The sequence below is a fragment of the Roseivirga echinicomitans genome (assembly GCF_001592935.1).
Taxonomy (GTDB): Bacteria; Bacteroidota; Bacteroidia; order Cytophagales; family Cyclobacteriaceae; genus Roseivirga; species Roseivirga echinicomitans.
This window is the reverse complement of sequence record NZ_LRDB01000045.1, coordinates 82,957-102,786: the sequence shown is the minus strand read 5'-3', so window position 1 is coordinate 102,786 and position 19,830 is coordinate 82,957. Positions and strand designations below refer to the sequence as shown.

21 protein-coding genes are annotated in these 19,830 nt (G+C 39.6%); 12 read left to right on the top strand and 9 right to left on the bottom strand.

Annotated features, from left to right (window positions below; all coding sequences use genetic code 11):
• Positions 1-99: 99 nt before the first annotated feature.
• Complete coding sequence (locus AWN68_RS13900) at positions 100-2,004, bottom strand: sensor histidine kinase (protein ID WP_068416814.1); 1,905 nt, start codon at positions 2,002-2,004, stop codon at positions 100-102.
• Positions 2,005-2,209: 205 nt separating this feature from the next.
• Between AWN68_RS13900 and AWN68_RS13895 the strand changes: the two genes are divergently transcribed.
• Positions 2,210-2,821, top strand: coding sequence for a DNA-binding response regulator (locus AWN68_RS13895; RefSeq protein ID WP_068416811.1), 612 nt, complete (start codon positions 2,210-2,212; stop codon positions 2,819-2,821).
• 596 nt (positions 2,822-3,417) lie between these two features.
• Entirely contained in the window at positions 3,418-3,876 is a 459-nt protein-coding gene (locus tag AWN68_RS13890) for a hypothetical protein (protein ID WP_068416810.1), read from the top strand.
• Here the strand turns inward: AWN68_RS13890 and AWN68_RS13885 are convergent.
• Genes AWN68_RS13885 through AWN68_RS13875 form a run of 3 tightly spaced genes read right to left on the bottom strand, consistent with a single transcriptional unit; the run spans position 3,851 to position 5,828 of the window.
• Positions 3,851-4,513: an SCO family protein gene (locus tag AWN68_RS13885; protein ID WP_068416807.1), complete on the bottom strand. Its 663-nt coding sequence runs from the start codon at positions 4,511-4,513 to the stop codon at positions 3,851-3,853. The two genes, AWN68_RS13890 and AWN68_RS13885, sit on opposite strands and share 26 nt — an antisense overlap.
• A complete protein-coding gene (locus tag AWN68_RS13880; protein ID WP_068416804.1) occupies positions 4,479-5,075 on the bottom strand; it encodes a toxin-antitoxin system YwqK family antitoxin in 597 nt (198 codons plus the stop codon). The genes AWN68_RS13885 and AWN68_RS13880 overlap by 35 nt, the downstream gene beginning before the upstream one ends.
• A 6-nt stretch (positions 5,076-5,081) precedes the next feature.
• Positions 5,082-5,828 (bottom strand): YHYH protein, encoded by a 747-nt coding sequence (locus AWN68_RS13875; protein WP_068416802.1) that lies wholly within the window; start codon positions 5,826-5,828, stop codon positions 5,082-5,084.
• Positions 5,829-6,038: 210 nt separating this feature from the next.
• Between AWN68_RS13875 and AWN68_RS13870 the strand changes: the two genes are divergently transcribed.
• The 4 genes from AWN68_RS13870 (at position 6,039) to AWN68_RS13855 (ending at position 9,153) form a co-directional block, all read left to right on the top strand.
• A complete protein-coding gene (locus AWN68_RS13870) occupies positions 6,039-6,434 on the top strand; it encodes a hypothetical protein (protein ID WP_157716228.1) in 396 nt (131 codons plus the stop codon).
• 87 nt (positions 6,435-6,521) lie between these two features.
• Positions 6,522-7,445 (top strand): SRPBCC family protein, encoded by a 924-nt coding sequence (locus AWN68_RS13865; RefSeq protein WP_068416796.1) that lies wholly within the window; start codon positions 6,522-6,524, stop codon positions 7,443-7,445.
• 267 nt (positions 7,446-7,712) lie between these two features.
• Positions 7,713-8,765 carry a hypothetical protein gene (locus tag AWN68_RS13860; RefSeq protein ID WP_068416793.1) on the top strand — a complete coding sequence of 351 codons (1,053 nt, stop codon included), beginning with the start codon at positions 7,713-7,715 and terminating at the stop codon, positions 8,763-8,765.
• A 67-nt stretch (positions 8,766-8,832) separates the two neighbouring features.
• Positions 8,833-9,153 (top strand): hypothetical protein, encoded by a 321-nt coding sequence (locus AWN68_RS13855; RefSeq protein WP_068416792.1) that lies wholly within the window; start codon positions 8,833-8,835, stop codon positions 9,151-9,153.
• Positions 9,154-9,229: 76 nt separating this feature from the next.
• Here AWN68_RS13855 and AWN68_RS13850 read toward each other — a convergent pair whose 3' ends face one another.
• A complete protein-coding gene (locus AWN68_RS13850; RefSeq protein ID WP_068416789.1) occupies positions 9,230-9,949 on the bottom strand; it encodes a DUF4397 domain-containing protein in 720 nt (239 codons plus the stop codon).
• A gap of 342 nt (positions 9,950-10,291) precedes the next feature.
• On the opposite strand from AWN68_RS13850, the gene AWN68_RS13845 reads away from it, so the two are divergent.
• The 4 genes from AWN68_RS13845 to AWN68_RS13825 all read left to right on the top strand — a co-directional run bounded on the left by AWN68_RS13845 (position 10,292) and on the right by AWN68_RS13825 (position 15,259).
• The gene (locus AWN68_RS13845; protein WP_068416786.1) at positions 10,292-12,163 is read left to right on the top strand and encodes a hypothetical protein; all 1,872 of its coding nucleotides are present in this window, start codon (positions 10,292-10,294) and stop codon (positions 12,161-12,163) included.
• Positions 12,164-12,205: 42 nt separating this feature from the next.
• Complete coding sequence (locus AWN68_RS13840) at positions 12,206-13,105, top strand: hypothetical protein (RefSeq protein ID WP_068416784.1); 900 nt, start codon at positions 12,206-12,208, stop codon at positions 13,103-13,105.
• A gap of 547 nt (positions 13,106-13,652) precedes the next feature.
• Entirely contained in the window at positions 13,653-13,961 is a 309-nt protein-coding gene (locus tag AWN68_RS13830; protein ID WP_084362874.1) for a helix-turn-helix domain-containing protein, read from the top strand.
• A 2-nt stretch (positions 13,962-13,963) separates the two neighbouring features.
• On the top strand, positions 13,964-15,259 hold the full coding sequence (locus AWN68_RS13825; RefSeq protein ID WP_068416776.1) for a type II toxin-antitoxin system HipA family toxin: 1,296 nt from the start codon (positions 13,964-13,966) through the stop codon (positions 15,257-15,259).
• A gap of 3 nt (positions 15,260-15,262) precedes the next feature.
• Here the strand turns inward: AWN68_RS13825 and AWN68_RS13820 are convergent, their stop codons facing one another.
• The gene (locus tag AWN68_RS13820) at positions 15,263-15,646 is read right to left on the bottom strand and encodes a cupin domain-containing protein (protein WP_068416773.1); all 384 of its coding nucleotides are present in this window, start codon (positions 15,644-15,646) and stop codon (positions 15,263-15,265) included.
• A gap of 274 nt (positions 15,647-15,920) precedes the next feature.
• Between AWN68_RS13820 and pnuC the strand changes: the two genes are divergently transcribed.
• Both pnuC and AWN68_RS13810 read left to right on the top strand, forming a co-directional pair.
• A complete protein-coding gene (pnuC, locus tag AWN68_RS13815; protein WP_068416770.1) occupies positions 15,921-16,526 on the top strand; it encodes a nicotinamide riboside transporter PnuC in 606 nt (201 codons plus the stop codon).
• On the top strand, positions 16,492-17,499 hold the full coding sequence (locus AWN68_RS13810) for an acyl-CoA dehydrogenase family protein (RefSeq protein WP_221405729.1): 1,008 nt from the start codon (positions 16,492-16,494) through the stop codon (positions 17,497-17,499). The genes pnuC and AWN68_RS13810 overlap by 35 nt, the downstream gene beginning before the upstream one ends.
• A gap of 117 nt (positions 17,500-17,616) precedes the next feature.
• On the opposite strand, the gene AWN68_RS19025 is transcribed toward AWN68_RS13810, so the two are convergent.
• The 3 genes from AWN68_RS19025 to mnmE all read right to left on the bottom strand — a co-directional run bounded on the left by AWN68_RS19025 (position 17,617) and on the right by mnmE (position 19,784).
• Positions 17,617-17,757, bottom strand: a complete 141-nt coding sequence (locus AWN68_RS19025) for a hypothetical protein (protein ID WP_157716226.1) — start codon at positions 17,755-17,757, stop codon at positions 17,617-17,619.
• A 3-nt stretch (positions 17,758-17,760) separates the two neighbouring features.
• Complete coding sequence (locus tag AWN68_RS13805; protein ID WP_068417025.1) at positions 17,761-18,177, bottom strand: GxxExxY protein; 417 nt, start codon at positions 18,175-18,177, stop codon at positions 17,761-17,763.
• A 227-nt stretch (positions 18,178-18,404) separates the two neighbouring features.
• The gene (mnmE, locus tag AWN68_RS13800; RefSeq protein ID WP_068417023.1) at positions 18,405-19,784 is read right to left on the bottom strand and encodes a tRNA uridine-5-carboxymethylaminomethyl(34) synthesis GTPase MnmE; all 1,380 of its coding nucleotides are present in this window, start codon (positions 19,782-19,784) and stop codon (positions 18,405-18,407) included.
• Positions 19,785-19,830: the final 46 nt, after the last annotated feature.

Genomic DNA, 19,830 nt, shown 5'->3' with positions numbered 1-19,830 from the left:
TTTCAAGCTAAGAGGCTAGCAAGTCTTGATAATTCAATTAAATGTAGTCTCGATAATTGCCATACATCTAGTGCGCTTTGGATATTGATAAGTAGGAGTTTAACTCCTTTGAAGCACGGGCAGTGCTATGATGAAATAGAGCCCTGATTTATCTCCATTATATATGAGTTCACCATTCAACTGTTGAACCATCAATCTGATGAGCATCATGCCCAATTTCTGACTTTCTGATGTTTTTGGTTCTTCAGGCATACCAGGGCCATTGTCTTTGTAATGAATGTGTCTTTTGTCCTTTTCTACGTCAGACCAAAGTTCGATTTTTCCATTTTTAGTTTTTTCAAAAGCATGCTTGAAAGAGTTGGTGATCAATTCATTAATAATCATAGCCAAAGGAACAGCTTCATCCATATTTACTAAAAGACTCTCACAACGAATGGCTGTATTTACATCATGATAATTATTAAAAGCAGAAGCAATGCTAGGTATTAACTTCCGGAGGTATTGCTGGAAGTTGATATTGAGAGTCTCGTCAAGTTGATAAAGGTTTTGGTGCACTAAGGCCATTGATTGTATCCTATGCCTGAGTGTTTGATAGAGATCTCGTTGCGTCTTATTTTTTTCACCATCTTCTTGTATATGAATCAAACTCGATAAAACGGTGAGGTTATTTTTTACACGATGATTCAGTTCTTTATAAAGTACATTCTTCTGTTCAACTGCATTGTTGAGCTCCTGGTTGGTTTTGCGTGTTATTTCCTCTTGTGTTCGAAGTAGTGCATTGGCCTTTCTAAAACGATTATAGAGCACAATACTGATAATTGAAATCGTAAGCAGAATTACAGAAATTATTACCGTAGTAATCAGGGCTTTTCTGTTATTGACCGCCTGTTTTTGAGCAATTTCTATTTCTATCTGTTGCTCTGACAGTTTTTGTTCTGCAATGGCTTTTTCATAACTGGTGGTGAGTTCACCCAGTTCAATCGAATGAATTTTGACCATATTTTCTATTGTGGCTTCAAGGGCCATATTCAGGTATACTGCGCTTTCTTTGAATTGGCCTAGTTCATAATGAACTTCTCCGGCCAACCGATACAAGTCACCTAAGTTGCTGTCCCAATTATTCTTCTTGCTCAATTCAATGGCTTCAAATGTTAATTCTACAGCCATTTCTGGCCTTCCACTTCGGGTATAATAAAGTGAGAGCGTTTGTAGTACAGAGGTATAGTTTCTATATCGCTCATTGGCCAGCATATGGTTTTTGGCCGACTCTAGATAACTTACAATCTCAGTTGATTCAGAAGGGTCATTATGCATTAATAAAAAACCCAAACCATTTTGATTTAGCCCAACAAGGTATGAATCTCCAGTTGATTCTGCTAAGGTTAGGGCTTGTTCCAAATAAGCGCGCATTTCCTTAAAACTGCTCTTTATTTCATTGATTTGAAACTGTAAGAAATAGGTGGCTTTTGCATGAATTAAATAGGCTTTCGGTCTTGTTTTCACCTCCTTTTGTGCCATTAAATTTTCAGCTTCCTCAATAAATTTAAGCGACAGATCAGCATTTAGGGTAGCTCTGTAAAATTCCACAAGATAGCCATACACCCACAATTGACCATCAACATCATTCTGTTTTTGATAAAAAGTAAGAGCTTCCATGTAGGCTTGAAGCGCAACAGTATATTTACCTTGTTCTTTATACATGTTGGCCCTAGCGAGGTTCATTTCTGTGATTAGTATTGAATCGGCTTCATGTACGACAAGAGCATCAGCTTTTATGAAAAGGGAGTCGGCCTCCTTATAACTACCTCTGATGGCTAAGTGCTGGGCGGCCTCACGATAAAGCTTAAAAGTTTTGTGTGAATCAAAAGACGTTGAAGAAAGTGCGTTTTCTAATTCACGCAATACTTGTTCTGGCCCCGAAATATTTGGAATAGGGCCTTTTTTTTCTTGAAAAGCAGTGCTAAACAATAAAGCAATGACAAGTAAATAATGCGCGAATTTCATAAAAATGGATGCGCCAAAGTTAGAGTATTTATTTACCTGCCCTAATAGTGTATTGAAATTAACCGCTATCAGATGAGCTTGTTACTATTAAAACCATTACTCCTCAACTTGAAATACTTGGAAGAGATTCGTTATTTACAACCGGAAACATCATATTGTAATCGCTGCCAATTTTTAATCTAAGCGATCGGTGGCTAGTTAGTTTATGGAGACCTCAAAAGGCCTTAAAATTTTTATAGTAGAAGACGAACTTATCATCGCGGAGTCGTTAAAGTTAATTCTAAAAAGCTTGGGATACCTGTGTGTGGGTACAACCAACTCTATTCTAATGGCTGAAAGTGTTATTCAAGGTGGGGAGGTTGATTTAATTATACTCGATATCAATCTAAATGGCAAGAACGAAGGAATTGAGCTTGGTAAGTTGTGTCATAAAAAAAAGCAGTCATTCTTATACATTACCTCTTATTCAGATCGTGATACAGTTATCGCTGCCAAGGAGACCAAACCAGGAGGTTACTTGAATAAACCTTTTACTCCACAAGATATTATGATTGGCATTGAAATGGCCACGATTAATCACTCTGAAGAGGACTCGCAACTACTGGAAAGAGCTGTCAGTCATCTTAATCTGTCAGACCGTGAGATGGAAGTACTCAAATGTTTCAATAGCAGATTATTAACAATAGAGATCGCTAATGAACTGTCTATATCTACCAATACAGTAAAGTATCATTTGAAAAACCTATATAGTAAATTTGATGTAGTTAGCCGAGCAGATTTTTTAGAGAAACTTCAGACAATGACAAAAGAAGCTTGAACCAGAATATCTCCCTCTCTTTTTTGTTATCATGGTCTAGACGGTAATTGGTGAGATATTTGAAATTTCCAAGTGGGCTGCTTATGGCTTTTTAATATAAAACTACTCAAAATGGGTAGGGGAGCAGTTTCTTTATTTCTCAATTTGCGATCGCTTAGGTTCAAATAGGTTATCCTTTCGAACGCATAATTTAGCTAGAACATATTCTCATAAAGTCGCTTCTACTAAATTTGGATTTTGTTTTCGACTAACCTGCTAACAGGACTGTAGTTTTCGAAATATAACATTAGTCAAAATATTTACCCTCAACCATAATTCTGCAAGGGCTCCTCAATATTGGAGCCCTTGTTTTTTGATAGATATTATTCACATCTCTGGGCAGTTAGAAACCAGAAAGGCTTAGCAGAACAAATTGAGGTTTATATGAAAACCACCAAAAATGGGTAGGCCTTAATGTGTTTTTATTATGAAATTTATAGGAGTGGAATACTGAGTCGATAATTAAATAGATTCTGTCAGCTGGGCTGAAAAGATCACAATTCGAAAATTGAGTATTTCACTAAAATAGATTTGGCCGTATTACTTTTACTTAACAAATGATTTCATCTTTAATAGTTGCTTTGGCTGGTGTTTTTGGGCTTCTTAATGTTAAGAAATCCCGTAATCAGTTTACTAAAGTCGTTATTGTATTGCTTGGCTTCAGTGCCATAGCTTCTGTTATTAATTACTATGAGGTTTCTTTTTACGCTCCAATAGCGATAGGTTTTTTTTCGTTGCTCGCAAGTTTTGAGTCAACGAGTTCGTTTTTGATGAAAAGGAGTCAGGTGGCCTTCTTTGTGCTCAGTGGTTTTGGCTTTTTTGTATTTTCAATGGCTTCTGTACTTCCTATAGATTTTTCTGTATTAGACTGGCCCTTTCTAATCCTTTTCTTTATTGGATTTGGTTATCAATGGTACCGCCACGGAGAAAAGATAAAGTCAAGAATGGGGATTCTTATTGTTTGGTCCGGATTGGCAATTTCTTGGCTCTTTAACCTAGTTGCTTCAATGTTTTAATATCTGTAATTAAACGAGCCATTTCTAATGGAATGGTGCCATTGTACACCCCACGAATTCTTCCAAAACCATCGACTAGTATAAAATTTTCCGTATGAAGAAATTCATTTGAATTTTTATTCAAACCAATTTCCTTTTCTGCAAAATAAGAATGACGTGCCAATTGGTATATTTCCTCAGTATCCCCTGTGAGTAAGTGCCATTTGTTGTTCTCAATGCCGTGCATGTCTGCATAAGCTTTTAATACCCCCACCGAATCAACCCAAGGCATTACCGTATGAGATACTAACATTACTGATTCATCGTTGACAAATTCAGTTTGGATTTTCTCTAAGTTCGAAGTCATTTTTGGGCAAATGCTTGGGCAAATGGTAAAGAAAAAATCAGCTACGTATATTTTTCCAGCTAGGCTTTCATTATTAATCACATCTCCACTTTGGTTCTGAAAACTGAAATTTGCGATGGTATGAACTTGCGAGTATTGCTCATCTTCTTCATCTATCCATTCTGGTGTGAAATCTGCTGAATTATAAAAAGGCAGTGGGGTTCCTTCAGTCTCCTTGTTTTGATTCGCGCAGCCAAAAGGAGACAGAAAACTAAAACTAATAAGGTATAGCGCTAAAAGTTCCTGTTTCATTATCAACTGATTTACAATTTTTCAATCCAATAAGGCCATATCGATGGCCATCTTTTACCACATAGTTGGCCCTAATGCTGCCATCTGGTTCCCACATTTTTTGAGAACCATCTTCTTGCCCCATGGTATAGGTGAAGAATTTATAAGGCTGGCCATCTACTTGCCATTCTTTGGCTGTCCCATGATGAAGGCCGCCAATAAAATGGAATTCAAATTTCATATTCCCATTGGGCCACCAACCGTAATGGGTGCCTGTTTTTTGATTCTCATTGTACCACCTTTCTTCCTTAAAGCTTCCGTCACTATAAAATTGACTAGACTTCCCTTCGCGAAGTCCTTTAAAATAAGTGTTTTCAGATTCCAACTGTCCGTTGGGATAGTAGCTAACCACATGACCCGAAAACGGTTTGCCATCCAAAAGCATGAGCGCACCATTCCTCTTTAAAGAAGCTTCATTTGCATCAACAGAAATATCTGGAATTATCGGGCCGTCTTTAAAGTCAGTTACTGTAGCTTCATAAGTACAGAGCAAAAGACCAACATAGAGTATAAGCTTTCTCATTTTCGATTAGTTGGAAACCGTTCCTGCTACACCAAAAAAGCCACTTCCGTTAATATATGGGTCAGCATCGGTGATATGGTAATGGTAAATACCGTTTGGATATTCTGTGGTTACATGACTATGTCCATGATAATCATCTATATCAGCATTGGTTACTCTTGTCCCGTTTTCTACTGGTCCGTACACTGGGAAACCATCTAATAACCAACCTAAAAGCTTATCGCTACCAAGGGTGGCTGTGAGGTAAAGAGGCTCTTGGTGGTAATGATAAGTACCAGACTGCTGAGGATGCCCTAGGTATTGATCGAAAGAATCAATCTCGTTGGTCAGTGGTTGGTTTGGGCCAGCATACTGATTAAAGAAAACCACGCCATTCACAGAGACCCCAATAGCACCTAAGGGGGTAGCTTGTTTGTTGCTTGCCTCTGTTGGGGTTAACGGAATTCGTATAGTGATACTTTGCGTAACAATACTGTTTGGGTTTATCTTGAAATTGCTGTTACTGCCATTATAAGCTTCATATCTAGCATCTGATTGCGCAAAATAAGGGCTCGGGTGGTTTGGTATGTCATCAGTTTCAATGACTACAAATGAACCGTCAACATAGACTGTTACATTATCCGTAAAGTTTTCAAAAACTGCAGGCAGATCTTGATTAGTTTCTTCTTCCTCTTCAGGAGAGTCGTCTCCACCGCAGCTAAAACTGAGAAGTAGGAAAAGGGCCATGCCAGATTTAAGGATCATCGATTTCATGAGTGTTTATTTATAGTATAATAGCTTTGATGCCAACTCGTAAAATAACTTGCGTTTTTGATGAATTTTTTTCAATCTAAAATTCTTCACCCTAGCAAATAAACCGATTAGCATTAATTCATTCAGTTTTGTGTTTGAAAAAGAGTATCATCGTTTGTGTAACTCAAGTGGTTGCAATGGCGTATTGCCATTATATCTAAATATAAACTTATGATTTTAGAAGTAGCTGGTTTTTTATCGAATGCGCTGTTGTTAGACAAGGATTTGCACAAGGAAGCAGCAGCAGTTGTTCGTAACCTTAATGAGGAAGGACAAATGGCTCTAGCATCTGGTTTCGGTACTTTTGATTTAGCCGAATTTGAAACAGAAGAGTCGGGTTTTAAGCAGTTAGAAACTGGTGACTCAGTGAAATTGCACTTTGGTCCTGCCTCTGGCCAAATTTCAGTTGAACATAATGGAAAGGGAGTAGGTATTGTTTCTGAAGACTATTATCGTTTGAACGAATTAAAAGAAGCCATAAAAGCCACTAAGAATATTGATGCAAAGTGTATTAGGAAGGATTTGGTCGTTTCAGGAGCAGTTAGCTTTTCTTACGAGATTAAATAACCTCGTTTTATTTCCTCTTTAACAATTCACCAATTTTTTCATAGATTTTATTTAAATTCAGAGGTGTAAACTAACACTCCTGACCCCATGCCTAAAATTGAGTTAAATCGCAGTATTGAAATAAATGAATCCCCCGATAAGGTTTTTAAAGCCTTAAATGATTTCAATCATTGGCCTGCTTGGTCGCCATGGCTTATTTTAGAGCCAGAAACTGTAGTGAAAGTAGCCCCCGATGCCAAGTACTATGAATGGGAAGGTAAAAGGATTGGCTCAGGAAATATGCGCATTACCAGCGAAGTGAAAAATAAGTCTTTATACCTTGATTTAACATTCTTAAAACCTTGGAAATCCAAAGCAAAAGTACGTTTTGAGTTGGCTCCCATTTCGGGTGGAACCCAGCTGACTTGGTTTATGGACAGTAGCTTACCTTTTTTTATGTTTTGGATGAAGAAGATGATGCTTGGGTTTATAGGGATGGACTATGAGCGTGGCTTAAACCTTTTGAAGGATTACGTAGAGGATGGTGAAGTCCATTCTAAACTTGACTTTAGAGGTGAACAAGCTTTATCCAAAGTACAATACATTGGCATTCATAGCCACTCAACAATTGATACAATTGATCAGGACATGAAGCGGGACTTTGGTAAACTATGGGAGTACTTCAAAGACAAAGAAGACATGATTGCGGGAAAGATGTTCTCTATTTACCAAAAGTGGGACTTCGCAAATGGAAAAGTTGAATACACTTCTGGAATACCAGTAAGCGCTGTTCTACATGATTTGCCTTCAGAATTTAAGGTAAGTGAAATTCCAGCAACGAAGGTGTACACCCTTCGTCATATAGGGCCTTATAAACATTTAGGCAATGCATGGTCGGCCATGCATAATATGCATAGGGCAAAAGCAATTAAAACCGAAAAGAGAATTCCTCCTTTTGAAGAGTATGTGAGTATGCCTGGGAAAGTGCCAGATAATGAGTTGGTTACCGATGTTCATTTTCCCGTAAAATAAATGCTACTCAAGGCATATAATTTGACTTCACCTAATAAATTTTTCATGCAAATTGTTTTTCAAGGTATTTAGAAAGACGGTTTCGTGTCGTTGAACTTTGCTAGCTACGGAGATCTAGTGATTCTATAAGGTAATTGAGCCCATTTTGAAACCCACTTTTAGGTTCTCTTGAAAGTGATTTTTTGTTTTAGGGGTATAAGAATATACCCGCAGCATGGTATAGTGCCGTGGTCATAACTTCTGGAAATTGAACCCAAAAAAGAACCTATGGCTTATACAGAAGTGGAAGCGGATTTACTTCCAGAAGAATTAAAAAAGGCAAAAATCAACTTGATTGGGGTTTTGATTTTTATGCTCATTTTCTTTGCGTTTGTAAAGTTCTTTTTTTGGGATAACCTCATTTCCGATGTCGATGAAATGCTTCCTTTAATCATGTTTGGGGTGTTTTTTCTGTTTTTCTTTGCCATCCTTGGTTTTATTATGAAAGGCTTCATTTTGGACTTCGTCAAAAAGAAGAAGTTAATCCTTACGGGTACTGTTACCGATAAACGGATAGATATAAGTACCCACAGATCGGGCGGGTCAGGCCGAGGAGGTAGTAGCAGGAGCTCTACAAAGCGAACGTATTATCTGTATTTTGATGAAAAACAGTTAAGTGTAAACATAAACATATACAATCGAACGCCCGTGGGGTCCGAGGTTGAGATTCATTACTCTAAATATTCACAATCCATCTTCAGTGATAAAATCATAGCGGAAGCTGAGGTTAGCGAGGAAAAAATTAAGGCCATTGTTCCTGATGTAGATAAAGATCAGAATTTTGTGCCGAAAGAAAGAGAATTGCAAATGACGAAGGATGATTTCGAGCTATTGAAGAAAGCCAGAAATAGGGAAATTAAATCACGATTGATTGTCTTTTTCATACTAGGGTGGGTGGTTATTGGACCTTTGTTTTCTGGTTTCTGGTTGGTAACTATTATGCTTTTCCCTTTTACCATTTGGTGGTTCATGGTTGTGAAAAAAATGATCAAGTATATGTTAGCTTACAGAAATGAAGTTAACTCTGGTTTGAAAATCGTTTATTCAGAATTGGTGCTTGACAGGTTTAGACAAACAGGAAATACCAGAGGGTTTATGGTTCGCACTAACAACCAGTTGATTAGTGTGAATGAGGATAGCTATGAACAGTTGAAGATTGGAGACTTGATTATAGTGTTTAAAGGAAAAGCCACAGGCTGGATTTTTGGTTTTATGACCTCCGATAACCAATTCTATGAAGTAAAAGCTGATGCCAGTTTGAAGAAGAAATCAGGCAAGTAATCTATTGGCAGATGGGAAACATTTATTGTAACTTGATGGTTATTCTTGAAACATTAAATTTTAAGCAATGAAAAAGTTATCTGTCTATATCACTTTTGGGATACTACTATTAATGTTTGTTCCAAGCCAAATGAATGCTGCTTCAAAAAGCTACCCAGTTACAACTAACTCCGCTGAAAAACTTACGCATGAAGAAATGCAAGCGATGGTAGTTCGATTGAATGAAATCAAAGACATGGACAAGTCAAGCTTGACCAGAGCTGAAAGAAAGGAATTACGCAAAGAAGTGCGAACGATGAAAAGCGATATTCGTGATAGTGGAGGAGGGGGGATTTACATCTCTTCGGGAGCAATCATCATTATTCTCTTGCTGATCATTATTCTTTAGAAATTAAGAACATAAAAGCAGAAAGGCAATCCATGTGGATTGCCTTTCTGCTTTCTATTTATCTCATTTTGATGACTTAGTTAACTATAATTTCCACACTCAAGGCATTGTTATTGCCCGCTGGCGGAACATGGTACCCTCTCAGAATAATGGTGTAATAATACCCGTTCTGAAATTTAATATCAGGCACATTAAGTTGAATACCGTTGTCATCAGGTGATGTGACCATCAGGTCATATTCGGCTGCGGTAAGCTCTGTAAAATCAGAAGCATCCATAAAGTTGGACCCGCTAAACAAAGGATCCGTTTGGCCATCGGCTTTAACCTCTAAAGTTGGTGCATCCGGTGATAAGTTTACAAGTCTTACCTTAGCTTTTCCATCACTTGGCGCATCGGAATTGTCTTCCAATTTGAGCACTTTCAAGTCATTGTAATTACCTACGGTAAATATAGAGTAAGTTCTACCTGCACTCAGGGTCCATGTAGTGTCTGCTACAACGTTATTGGCGTTCGCTGGTGTGAACTCAAAGTAACGACTCCCAGTATAGAACCTTAAATACCCAGTGTAGTCAGTATAGTCAAATGGATAAATGTTCAATTGTCTGTTATCAATTCCAATGTCCATAGCGGGCGCATTGGGCGATGCTTGATAAAGTGATACATAAGCCACGTTTTCAGGAAGACTATCTCCGTCATCATTATTACAGCTAGAAAGTATAAACACTGTGGCAACCAACATCATCATACTCCTCATCATTCCTTTGAAAGGAATCTTTTGCTTTGCATTTAATCTCATAATTCTGAATTTTTATTTGATTTAGGTTATTTATAAAGTTGAGCCTACTGTTTTAGTAGGCGGATATTCAATATTAAAACCACAAGTTTAATGCCATTGGCCTAAACGAAACCCAATGTTTTAACGCATCTGGCAGTGATTTTTATTGTAAAGTGGCCAATCAGTTTGACGGAGTGTTTCTACAATATATAAAGACAAGAAGCGGCAACTTAAAGTTGGAACTGACTCGGCCTTTCTCCCTATACCCACAGCAGGGTATATTTAATCCGAGTGCGTAGGTATTGATGCAACTGAGGGTTGACGGTAATTTTGAAAGGATAAAATCTTTCAAAAATTGTTCCTATGAAACTTAAATTAAACGCATCAAATTTTATTCAATTCTTCAAGCAAAAAGTATTACGGAATTCAAACCTTCTGTTTATAGTCTTTTTAGCGCTGTTTTTACAGGCCTGTGAAGATGATGATGTGGTTGATCCAGCGGTGAAAGCCTCTCAAAACCTGACTTTCACTAAAGTGATGGAGCCATCTAAGTTTGCTGCAGCCAATTCTATAAGTGTGAGTCCAAACGAGAGGTATATGATTTTCTCTTATGAAGAGAACACTACCGTAACACATTACTATTCTAAAGATGGAGGGGAAACAGCTCAAGAACTACCTGTTCATACTACAATTAGTAATAGAAACTGGTTCATTGAGACAAACATCACTAATGATGGACTATTTGTTTTTGCTGGAAGTGTTTACGATTTAGACAATGTGGTGGCTGGCTCTGCTGGGTTTACCCATGGTACTGCGGTTACCGAATCAGGTAAAGTGGTTTATATCAATCATATATTTAATCAAGGAAAGACATTTGAAATTTATGAGAATGGCGCCTACGTGAGCACAGGTGTGAAGTTGATCATTGACGAATCTAAATTCCTTGGTGTCTCTGGAGAAAAGCTTGGGTTTTTTGATGTGTATAACAAAACCATAGCTGAGTTTGATGTGAGCACAAAAACATATACAGAAACTAAACTCACCGACCTTAATTATAATGGGGTTCCGGGTACTGGGTTGAGGGCTAGTCAAATAAAAACAGCTTATAATCAAGGTTATTTTGCATATGCAAAAGATGGAGGTTGTATAATTATTTCACCCACGCGTGAATTTACTTATTACAGCTATCCGGTAGCTTATCAGAATTATCAAAACACACAAGAGCTAAAGCTTTTTGGTAATAGGGCTTATGTTAAAGTTTCGAATGGAAATGAAGCGCCTGTTATTCTTGAGGCCACAGGAGGAAGTATTACCGAAACCGACTATCAATTTCCTTTGAACAGGACGGGTAATAATATTTATACCCAAGGTTTTATTGAAAACGGTAGCTGTCTAAATAGTGGGATAATAAAGGAAACGAGTGGTAGTAAGGCATATTTGCCTTTAAACTTTAAGGAAGAATTATACCGAAAAGTACATGTGATCGATGGCTACATTTATTATAAAGATAAGGTGTACAAGAAGAGTGATAAAACCTTCGCTACCTCGCCAATTGGTACGATTCAGACTATTTATTATGATACTGATAAAACCTTTGCTTACACTAATATGGGCACTTTTACGAGCACAGATGGACTTAACTGGATCGAAAGGTCTACGACTCAGCCAAGACCCGCACTGATTACTAAAAGCAGTGCAGGAACATTTCACGGGCTTGGTGTTGCGGCATATAACTATACTGTGCCGGGAACTGGCTTTTCATCAATCAAATTTGACCAAAAAGGCTATACTTCTGCCAATGGGGTAGACTGGACTTTGACTCCTGGGTCAGTTAAAAATGGGCTAGGAAGCGGTGGGCCAAGCTTTATGAGCTCTACAGGTGTGGTGGTATATAATGAGAATACTAACCCGCAAGGTAATCAGGTTTTGGTAACGCATGTAAGCGAAGATTATGGGGTGAGTTATCAGATGACTCCTTCATCACAATTACCAGAAGGCTTTCGTACTTCCTTACATGAAACAAGGAATGGTAAATTCATTTCAGTGTTATTCGAGTTTAGTGGAGAAATGACGGTTTGGGTGTGCGACACGGCCAAAGGAGGCTGTACTTCTACTGTTTCAACTCCAGCCTTTAATAGCACGAGCTTGTATTCTGGAGGTGTCTCTAGTTATACTGGTAAAGACGAGTTTGTGGTTTCAACCCAAGATGGAGTATATGTCTCTAGCAGCTTTTGATGTGGAACGGAATCATTTGAATTGTAAATAAAATCGAAGGATATGAGGAAGATTCTAATATTAACAGGGGCGTTTTTCGTCATATCGATGAATTCGGTATTTGCGCAAATTTCAAAATCCATAGCTGATTATTCGCTTAATGGTAATGTGGTTGAGAGTCAAATTGATTGGTATAGATATGACAACGAAAGTAAGACCATTACCAAAATAAGAGAAACCTATGCCTTATTTGATGAGGCTGGGAGGCAAGTACAAGACAAAACTTTCGAAGTGCTGGAGGGTAGAAAAGTAGAGAATAGATACTCATGGAGTACGGATGGTTCACCAAGTGAAATGTTCAACGGGATGGAGTTCGATGGCGATGAGAAAAGCAACTTGGTTAAGTTTAGTCAGGTAAGGAGCGGACCGAAGTGGGTTACTTATGAGATTTCAACCGATACTGCACAGGTATATCAGTATGTCACTGGGTCGCCTGAAACACCAAGGGTGTTGATCGTATTCGATGGTAAAGGGGTAAAGAGAAGAATTGAAGACCATAAGTATTATCCAAATAGCACGGTTCCCAGTAGTATTAACATTACCCATGTTGAAGGCGATCGAAAGCTGGGGGCCGAGGAGATCGTGTTTGATGAGAATGGTTATAGAAAAAGCTATGAGCTAAAAGGGGAACGGAAAGAGACCTTATTTCGAGATGAGCATAACGCTGTTGTTAAATCCGTGATGGAAGTAGGAAATAAGCAATACACTAATTCTGAGAGTATTTATGAGTACGATGGACAGGACAATTGGACGAAGGTCTATCGAAAAAGGCTCGACCAAGAGGGGGAGGTGATTGAGGAACTTTATGGTTTTAAGAAAACTAAAATATGGAGGAAGCAACCTACTGGTTCTTTAGAACCGGATTATACGTTTGTCAAGAAGACTAACCCTATAAACAAATAGAATATGCCGGGTATACTCTCATGGGTGTTGATTTTAGCGGGGCTTTCAGTGCTCTTGTTGCTTGTTTATTATTTCCGTTCACCAGAGAAGGCCACTCCGAACATACATCGAGCGATTCCTTTTGTTGTGGCTGTCTTGGCCATTTGGTCCTTGTTTACCAGCTGGATGTGGTTTTATTATTTCAACTTGGTACTTAGTATGCCCACGCTGTTGATTGCTATTTCACTTAATTTTTGGGCGAGGCATAAGAAGTTTGACGAAAGATTAGTAAAGTTGAATTGGTATATAATCGGTGGGGCGCTTTTGTTGAGCCTTATAAGCTTTATCTTTTTTTTCATGCGATAATAGGTCTCATAGATCGATTACTTTGCTGTGTTAACTGAAAGCATATAAAACCTATTATAATAGGTTTTATATGCTTTTTTAATATTTAATACCTTTTATAATAGGTGTTTTGAAAATGAACCTTACCTTTGTTTAGTACGTTATACCTATTAGATTAGGTTTTATGTATCTATTTTGATTTAAAACCTATAGATTTAGGTGTATGAACTGGAAGAGGATGACAGATCAGGCCATTGTCGATGAGATGGGCAGGCGGGTCAAGCAGTTAAGGTTGCAGAAAAGGTATACTCAGAAAGAGCTGGCTCAAAATGCTGGGGTAAATATTAATACGATTCAAAATTTGGAATACGGGCGTTCCGTTACCTTGTCGGTATTAATTCAGGTGCTTCGTGCGCTCAAATCCCTCGATCAGCTCGATTACCTTATTCCAGAAGTGGTAGAAAGCCCAATGATGGTCATGGAGCGTGAGCTCAAACCTATGCAGCGGGTACGTAAATCCAAAAAGAAATAACCATGCTAGTATTAAGGGTAAAGGTTTGGGGTGAACTGGTGGGCGCTGTGCTTTGGAACGAACAAAGGCAGCTGGCTTCTTTTGAATTTGCTCCTGAGTTCGCAGAAGGGGTAACCGATTTAGCGCCACTCACCATGCCTTTGGAAGATATTAAACGGGGGGAGCGCATTTTTTCATTTCCGAATTTAAGCAAAGCTACCTATAGTGGTTTGCCAGGCTTACTTTCCGATTCCCTTCCCGATGCTTTTGGAAATCAGATCATTCGTTCTTGGCTGGCTTCTCAGGGGCGAGCGGTTAATTCGATCAATCCCATTGAAAAATTGGGTTACGTAGGTATTCGCGGTATGGGCGCATTGGAGTTTGAACCTGCTACTACGCCTTTTGGAATGCAGGTAAAGGACATTGAAGTGGAATCCTTGCTTTCGCTGACGAACAAAGTGCTCGAAGAAAGGCAAGCGGTAAACCTCAACCTGACAGCAGATGAGGAGCAAGCCATGACGGACTTGATTCGCGTAGGTACTTCGGCTGGTGGTCAGCGGCCCAAAGCAATTATTGGTTTCAACCCCAAAACGAAAGCGATTAAATCAGGGCAGTTCACTTTACCCAAGGGTTTTGATTATTACATGTTAAAATTTGATGGGGTAAACGAAGGAAGTTTAGCTGATCCAGCGGGTTATGGACGTATAGAAATGGCCTATCATTTAATGGCCAAGGATTGCGGAATCGATATGATGCCTTGCCAGCTTTTGGAAGAGAATGGCCGAGCGCATTTTATGACCCAGCGTTTCGATCGGGGAGAAGAGGGAGAGAAATTGCACATGCAAACTTTGTGTGCCATGGCGCATTACGATTTCATGATGTCTGGTTTGTATGGTTATGAAGATGCTTTTGCCGACATGCGTGAATTGAGGTTGCCATATCAGGATTTTGAGCAACAGTATTTGCGTATGGTGTTCAATGTAATCGCAAGAAACCAAGACGACCACACGAAGAACATTGCTTTTCTATTGCCCCAAGGGGGCGAATGGAGATTGTCGCCAGCCTATGATGTCAATTGGGCCTATAACCCTCAGGGTGACTGGACCAGTCAGCATCAAATGTCGATTAGGGGAAAGCGTGATAATTTTACGTTGGATGATCTATTGGCTTTCGCCAAGGAAAATTCCATCAAGAAGCCTCAGCAGTTAATCGATCAGGTGACTTCTATAGCGAATGATTGGCCCAAATACGCAATACAAACTGGGGTGGATAAAAGTAGGGCTTCCATCATTGGTAAAACCCACCGAAAGCTGAAATAGGATTTAGATTTGCTCTAGCTTGATGTGTACTGCCAGTAAGGGTTCATTACCCACCACTTTGGCGCAATGCCCATGCTTTTCGGTATCGAAAGAGATATGTTCGGGCAGGTAGTCTTTCGCAATAAACATGCTGCCAGTACCAAAGTTTTTATGTTCTCCATTCCGAAGTGCAATTCTTAAAATACCGCTTTGCACCAGAATCAAAGTAGGGTCGCCTGCCACATGCCAATCGCTTTCGTAGCCAACCTCGCTGGTCCGGATTCTTAGGTTCAGGGCATCAATTCTCTCGGTTAAATTCATTCCGCCCCGAGCATGCTGAGGAAAGTCTTCTTCGGAAAAAACGGTAACGAAACCTTCATTGACTGTGAGGGTAGGGATACTGATCATAAGGGTGAAGAACGTATATTTTCCAGTTAGTTAGGTCTAAAGTCTAAAAGAATCATTCAGTTATACTTAATAAAACCCCCTGATTCCTTTTCTGCTAGGCAGTTGAATCCTACCTTTGCCCGTAAGTGGGGTGCTTGCTAAATGGCAGGCTGAGATGATACCCAGGAGTACAGCTCCGTACCTGATCCAGATAATGCTGGCGTAGGGATTTCAAGGCTTTTACATGTCTGTAATGGTCTGGTTCATCTCCTCATTTCATTGAAAATAAAGAACAATGATCGAGGAATTTCTAACACAATTAACTTGGCTGCAAGGCCTAGGAACTCTTTTTGGCATCGTGCAGGTAATCCTAGCGCGCCAAAACAACATCAATACTTATTTATTCGGAATCGTGTCCATTCTACTGAGTATGTGGGTGCTTTATCAGAGCGCACTTTATGCCGATATTTTGCTGAATCTGTATTATTTGGTCATGAGTATTTACGGCTGGTTGTTCTGGAAATACGGTAAGCAGAAGGCGGAAACTCCCATTAGTAGCTCAACTCAATCGGAACACTTAAAAGCCATTGGGATAGTACTGGGCTGTTTTGGCCTGATGAGCTATTGGTTGTACTTCCATACGGACTCTGATGTGCCCATTTGGGATGCAATCGTAAGCGCTTTTGCTTGGGCGGGTATGTGGCTGATGGCCAGACGAAAGATTGAAAATTGGGTTTACCTCAATATCAGTAACATCATTTCTATTCCACTTTTGATGTATAAAGAGCTTTATATCTATGCGGGTATGTCGGTGTTCCTTTTCATAGTGGGCACCTCAGGGTATTTAAAATGGCGCAAATTAATGAATGAAGAAAATGGGAATGTATATGCAACAGCTTAAAGAATGGTGTAGCGATGCATCTGTATTCAGACAAGAAGTGCTGGACTGGATCGCCAAAGAAAACCTGTGGAATATTTGGGTTCCGAAAGCATTTGGAGGAAGAGAAATGGCCTTAACCGAAGGGCTTGAACAACTTCAATCATTGGCCAGAATTGATGGCAGCCTAGGCTGGACAGTAACCCTTTGCAGTGGAGCGAACTTCTTTATTGGGAATCTTCAGCCTGAAGTAGCCAAGGAACTGTTTGCTCAGGCTGCAATTTTTGGGGGAAGTGGAGGCATGTTTGGTTCTGCTGAAAAGGAGGAGAATAAATATCGACTGAACGGAACTTGGCGATATGCCACAGGTGCACCCTATTTAACGCACTTCACCTTAAATGCAAAAATTGTAGAAAATGGTGTCGAACAGGTGAGTGAAGACGGTTCACCCAAATTCCTCTCCTTTGTTATTCCGGCCAGCGAAGTCCACATCATTAATGACTGGAACACCATGGGGCTAAAGGCTTCTGCTACATATTCTTTCGAAGTGAAGGATGTAGTAGTCGGAGAAGAATACAGCTTTGTGTATAATCAGTTTCATCTTCCGCAGCCCATCTTCAAAACGCATTTTTCAGTATTCGCTGACCTCACCCTTTGGGTGAATTATGCTGGTATGGCGGAGCATTTTTTAGTAGAGGCTCAGGTAAAAGATGAGGCTCAGTTGATTGAATTAAAATCGGTAATTGATGCTGCAAATCAGCAAGTCTATGCCTTCGCTCAACAAGTAGAAAATCTGACTGCACAGTGTAATGAGTTTACTGAAGCCTTTATTCAGGAAGTGCACCAAACTGCTTCCATGTCGGTCAAAGCCTTATCTGCTGCTGTTATTGGTTTACAGCCCTATTTAGGTGTGAATGCAAGCAGAGAGAATGCAGTACTCAACCAGATCTTCAGAGATTATTTTACAGCTACTCAGCACCATATTTTTACAAGGTGAGTTTTTTTGTCGGTATCACAGATTGGATGGATTTCGGGATTACACGGATTTTCCACCAAGAGCCCGCCTTTGTTGTGTGTTCTTTACCAATAAACTGAAAGAGAATAGATATCTGTGCTATCCTTTAATCATAATAATCTGCGTTTCTACTTTTTTGTCTGCATCACTGATTAAATGGATTTCTGGATTGCTCAGATTATGAGGAGGTATGGTTTTCTTTGGTATCCTCAAATCGTTATAACCTGAGTTTCTAACCATTCACTAGGGTGTGGTGGTGTCGGCTTTGTCGTCAAGGTTCATAACAAACCTCTTAAAGAAGAGGCTCTTTTCTCCAAAATTGATGAGAAGTCCAACCTCAAACCTATAAGCACGCAAATAATTAAGAATTTGAGCTTTATGAACTTCTTCGAGTTTTGTAGTGGCCTTGAGCTCAACAAGCACTTTGTTTTCAACAATGAAGTCAGCTCTTCTGGTACCTATTGGTTCAGTACATTCTCTGTAAAAGATATATTGCTCTTGTTCTCTTTGGAAATTAAGGTTGGCCTGATTGAGTTCGTAGGCCAATGCTCGCTGATAGATCACCTCTTGAAATCCATTTCCTAAAAATGAATGAACTCTCATGGCCGCACCAATTATTTGATGGGTGAGCTCTTTGAATTGATAATATTCATCAGGCATAGTTAAATATAAACAGAAATCTGCTTCATATTTTATATCAGTATCATAGATTGAACTGATTTGTGGACTGAAAGGACTCTGCGGCATCCTGTAATCTTCGAAATCCGCGCTCCTTCCTTTCTTGTCTTTATCGCAGATTGATTGGATTTCACTGATTTTTAAATTGAGTAGACTTATACAGAAATCTGTGCCATCCTTTAATCCTTATAATCTGAGATACAAGCTGCTTACTTCCCGATACAAAACTTACTAAAAATATTCGCTAATAAGTCATCAGTAGTGATTTCGCCTGTGATCTCACCGAGGTAGTGGAGGCTTTGACGAATATCCATGGCTACAAAGTCATTAGTCACTTGGTTGTCAATACCTTCGATGACCGCAGTTAAAGAGTTTTTGGTCTGAAGCAGGGAGTCGTAATGACGGATGTTGGTGACTACCGTATCGCCTTTCTTGAACTTATCGAGGTTAACGAGTTCCAGAATACGAACTTTCAGCATTTCAACCTGTTCTGGGTCTTTGGCCGAAAGAAACAGCATATCAGGGTGCTGGCCTTGAAGCGTTTCAATAAAAGCAGGATCAGCTTTGTCGAGTTTGTTGGCCAGCTTTAAAAAGGGCACGCCAGCGTTTTCTAGAATATTGATTTCTTTGTTTACTTCCATAATAGAAGTGTCAGCCAAATCGAAAAGGTAAATGATGAGGGAAGCTGTTTTCATTTTAGCATGGGTGCGTTCTACACCCATGGCTTCGATAACATCGGTAGTTTCCCTCAAGCCAGCCGTATCGATAAAACGGAAGGCAATGCCGCCAATAATGATTTCATCTTCGATAAAGTCACGCGTAGTTCCGGCTATTTCAGAAACGATGGCTTTTTCCTCGTTCAGCAAGGCATTCAGTAGGGTAGACTTGCCTGCATTGGGTTTGCCTGCAATTACGGTCGGTACTCCGTTTTTGATCACATTCCCCAAATCAAAACTTTGGATCAGCGCATTGATCACTTTCAGGAGTCTATTGACCAAGTTGGTTAAATCCTCGCGGCTGGCGAACTCTACATCTTCTTCACCAAAATCAAGTTCAAGCTCAATCATGGAAGCAAAGTGAATCAGCTCTTCGCGAAGCTTTTTAATTTCATCAGAAAAACCACCACGCATTTGGTTGAGGGCGGTTTGGTGAGCCGCTTCCGAATCGGCATTGATCAGGTCGGCTACGGCTTCGGCTTGCGCCAAATCGAATTGGCCGTGCATAAAGGCCCGTTTGGTAAACTCACCAGGTTTGGCAGGCCGCGCACCTTTGCGAATTAACAGCTGGATAATTTGACGGATAATGTAACTCGATCCGTGGCATGAAATCTCAATAACGTTCTCTTTGGTAAAGGATTTTGGCGCAATGAAAAGGGAGATAAGCACTTCGTCCAGAATCTTATCGCCATCTCTGATTGTGCCAAAATGAATCGTATGAGATTCCTGTTTTGTGAGGTCTTTCCCCTTAAAAACCGCATTCGTAATGCTTATGGCCTCCTTTCCAGATAAACGGATTACGCCAATGGCACCCACGCCTTGTGGTGTGGCCAATGCGATAATGGTGTCTTCGTTTTGAGCTAGTGCGCGCATGGGGGCAAAGGTAGTTGGAATTTGATAATTAGGCATCTTCATTTCT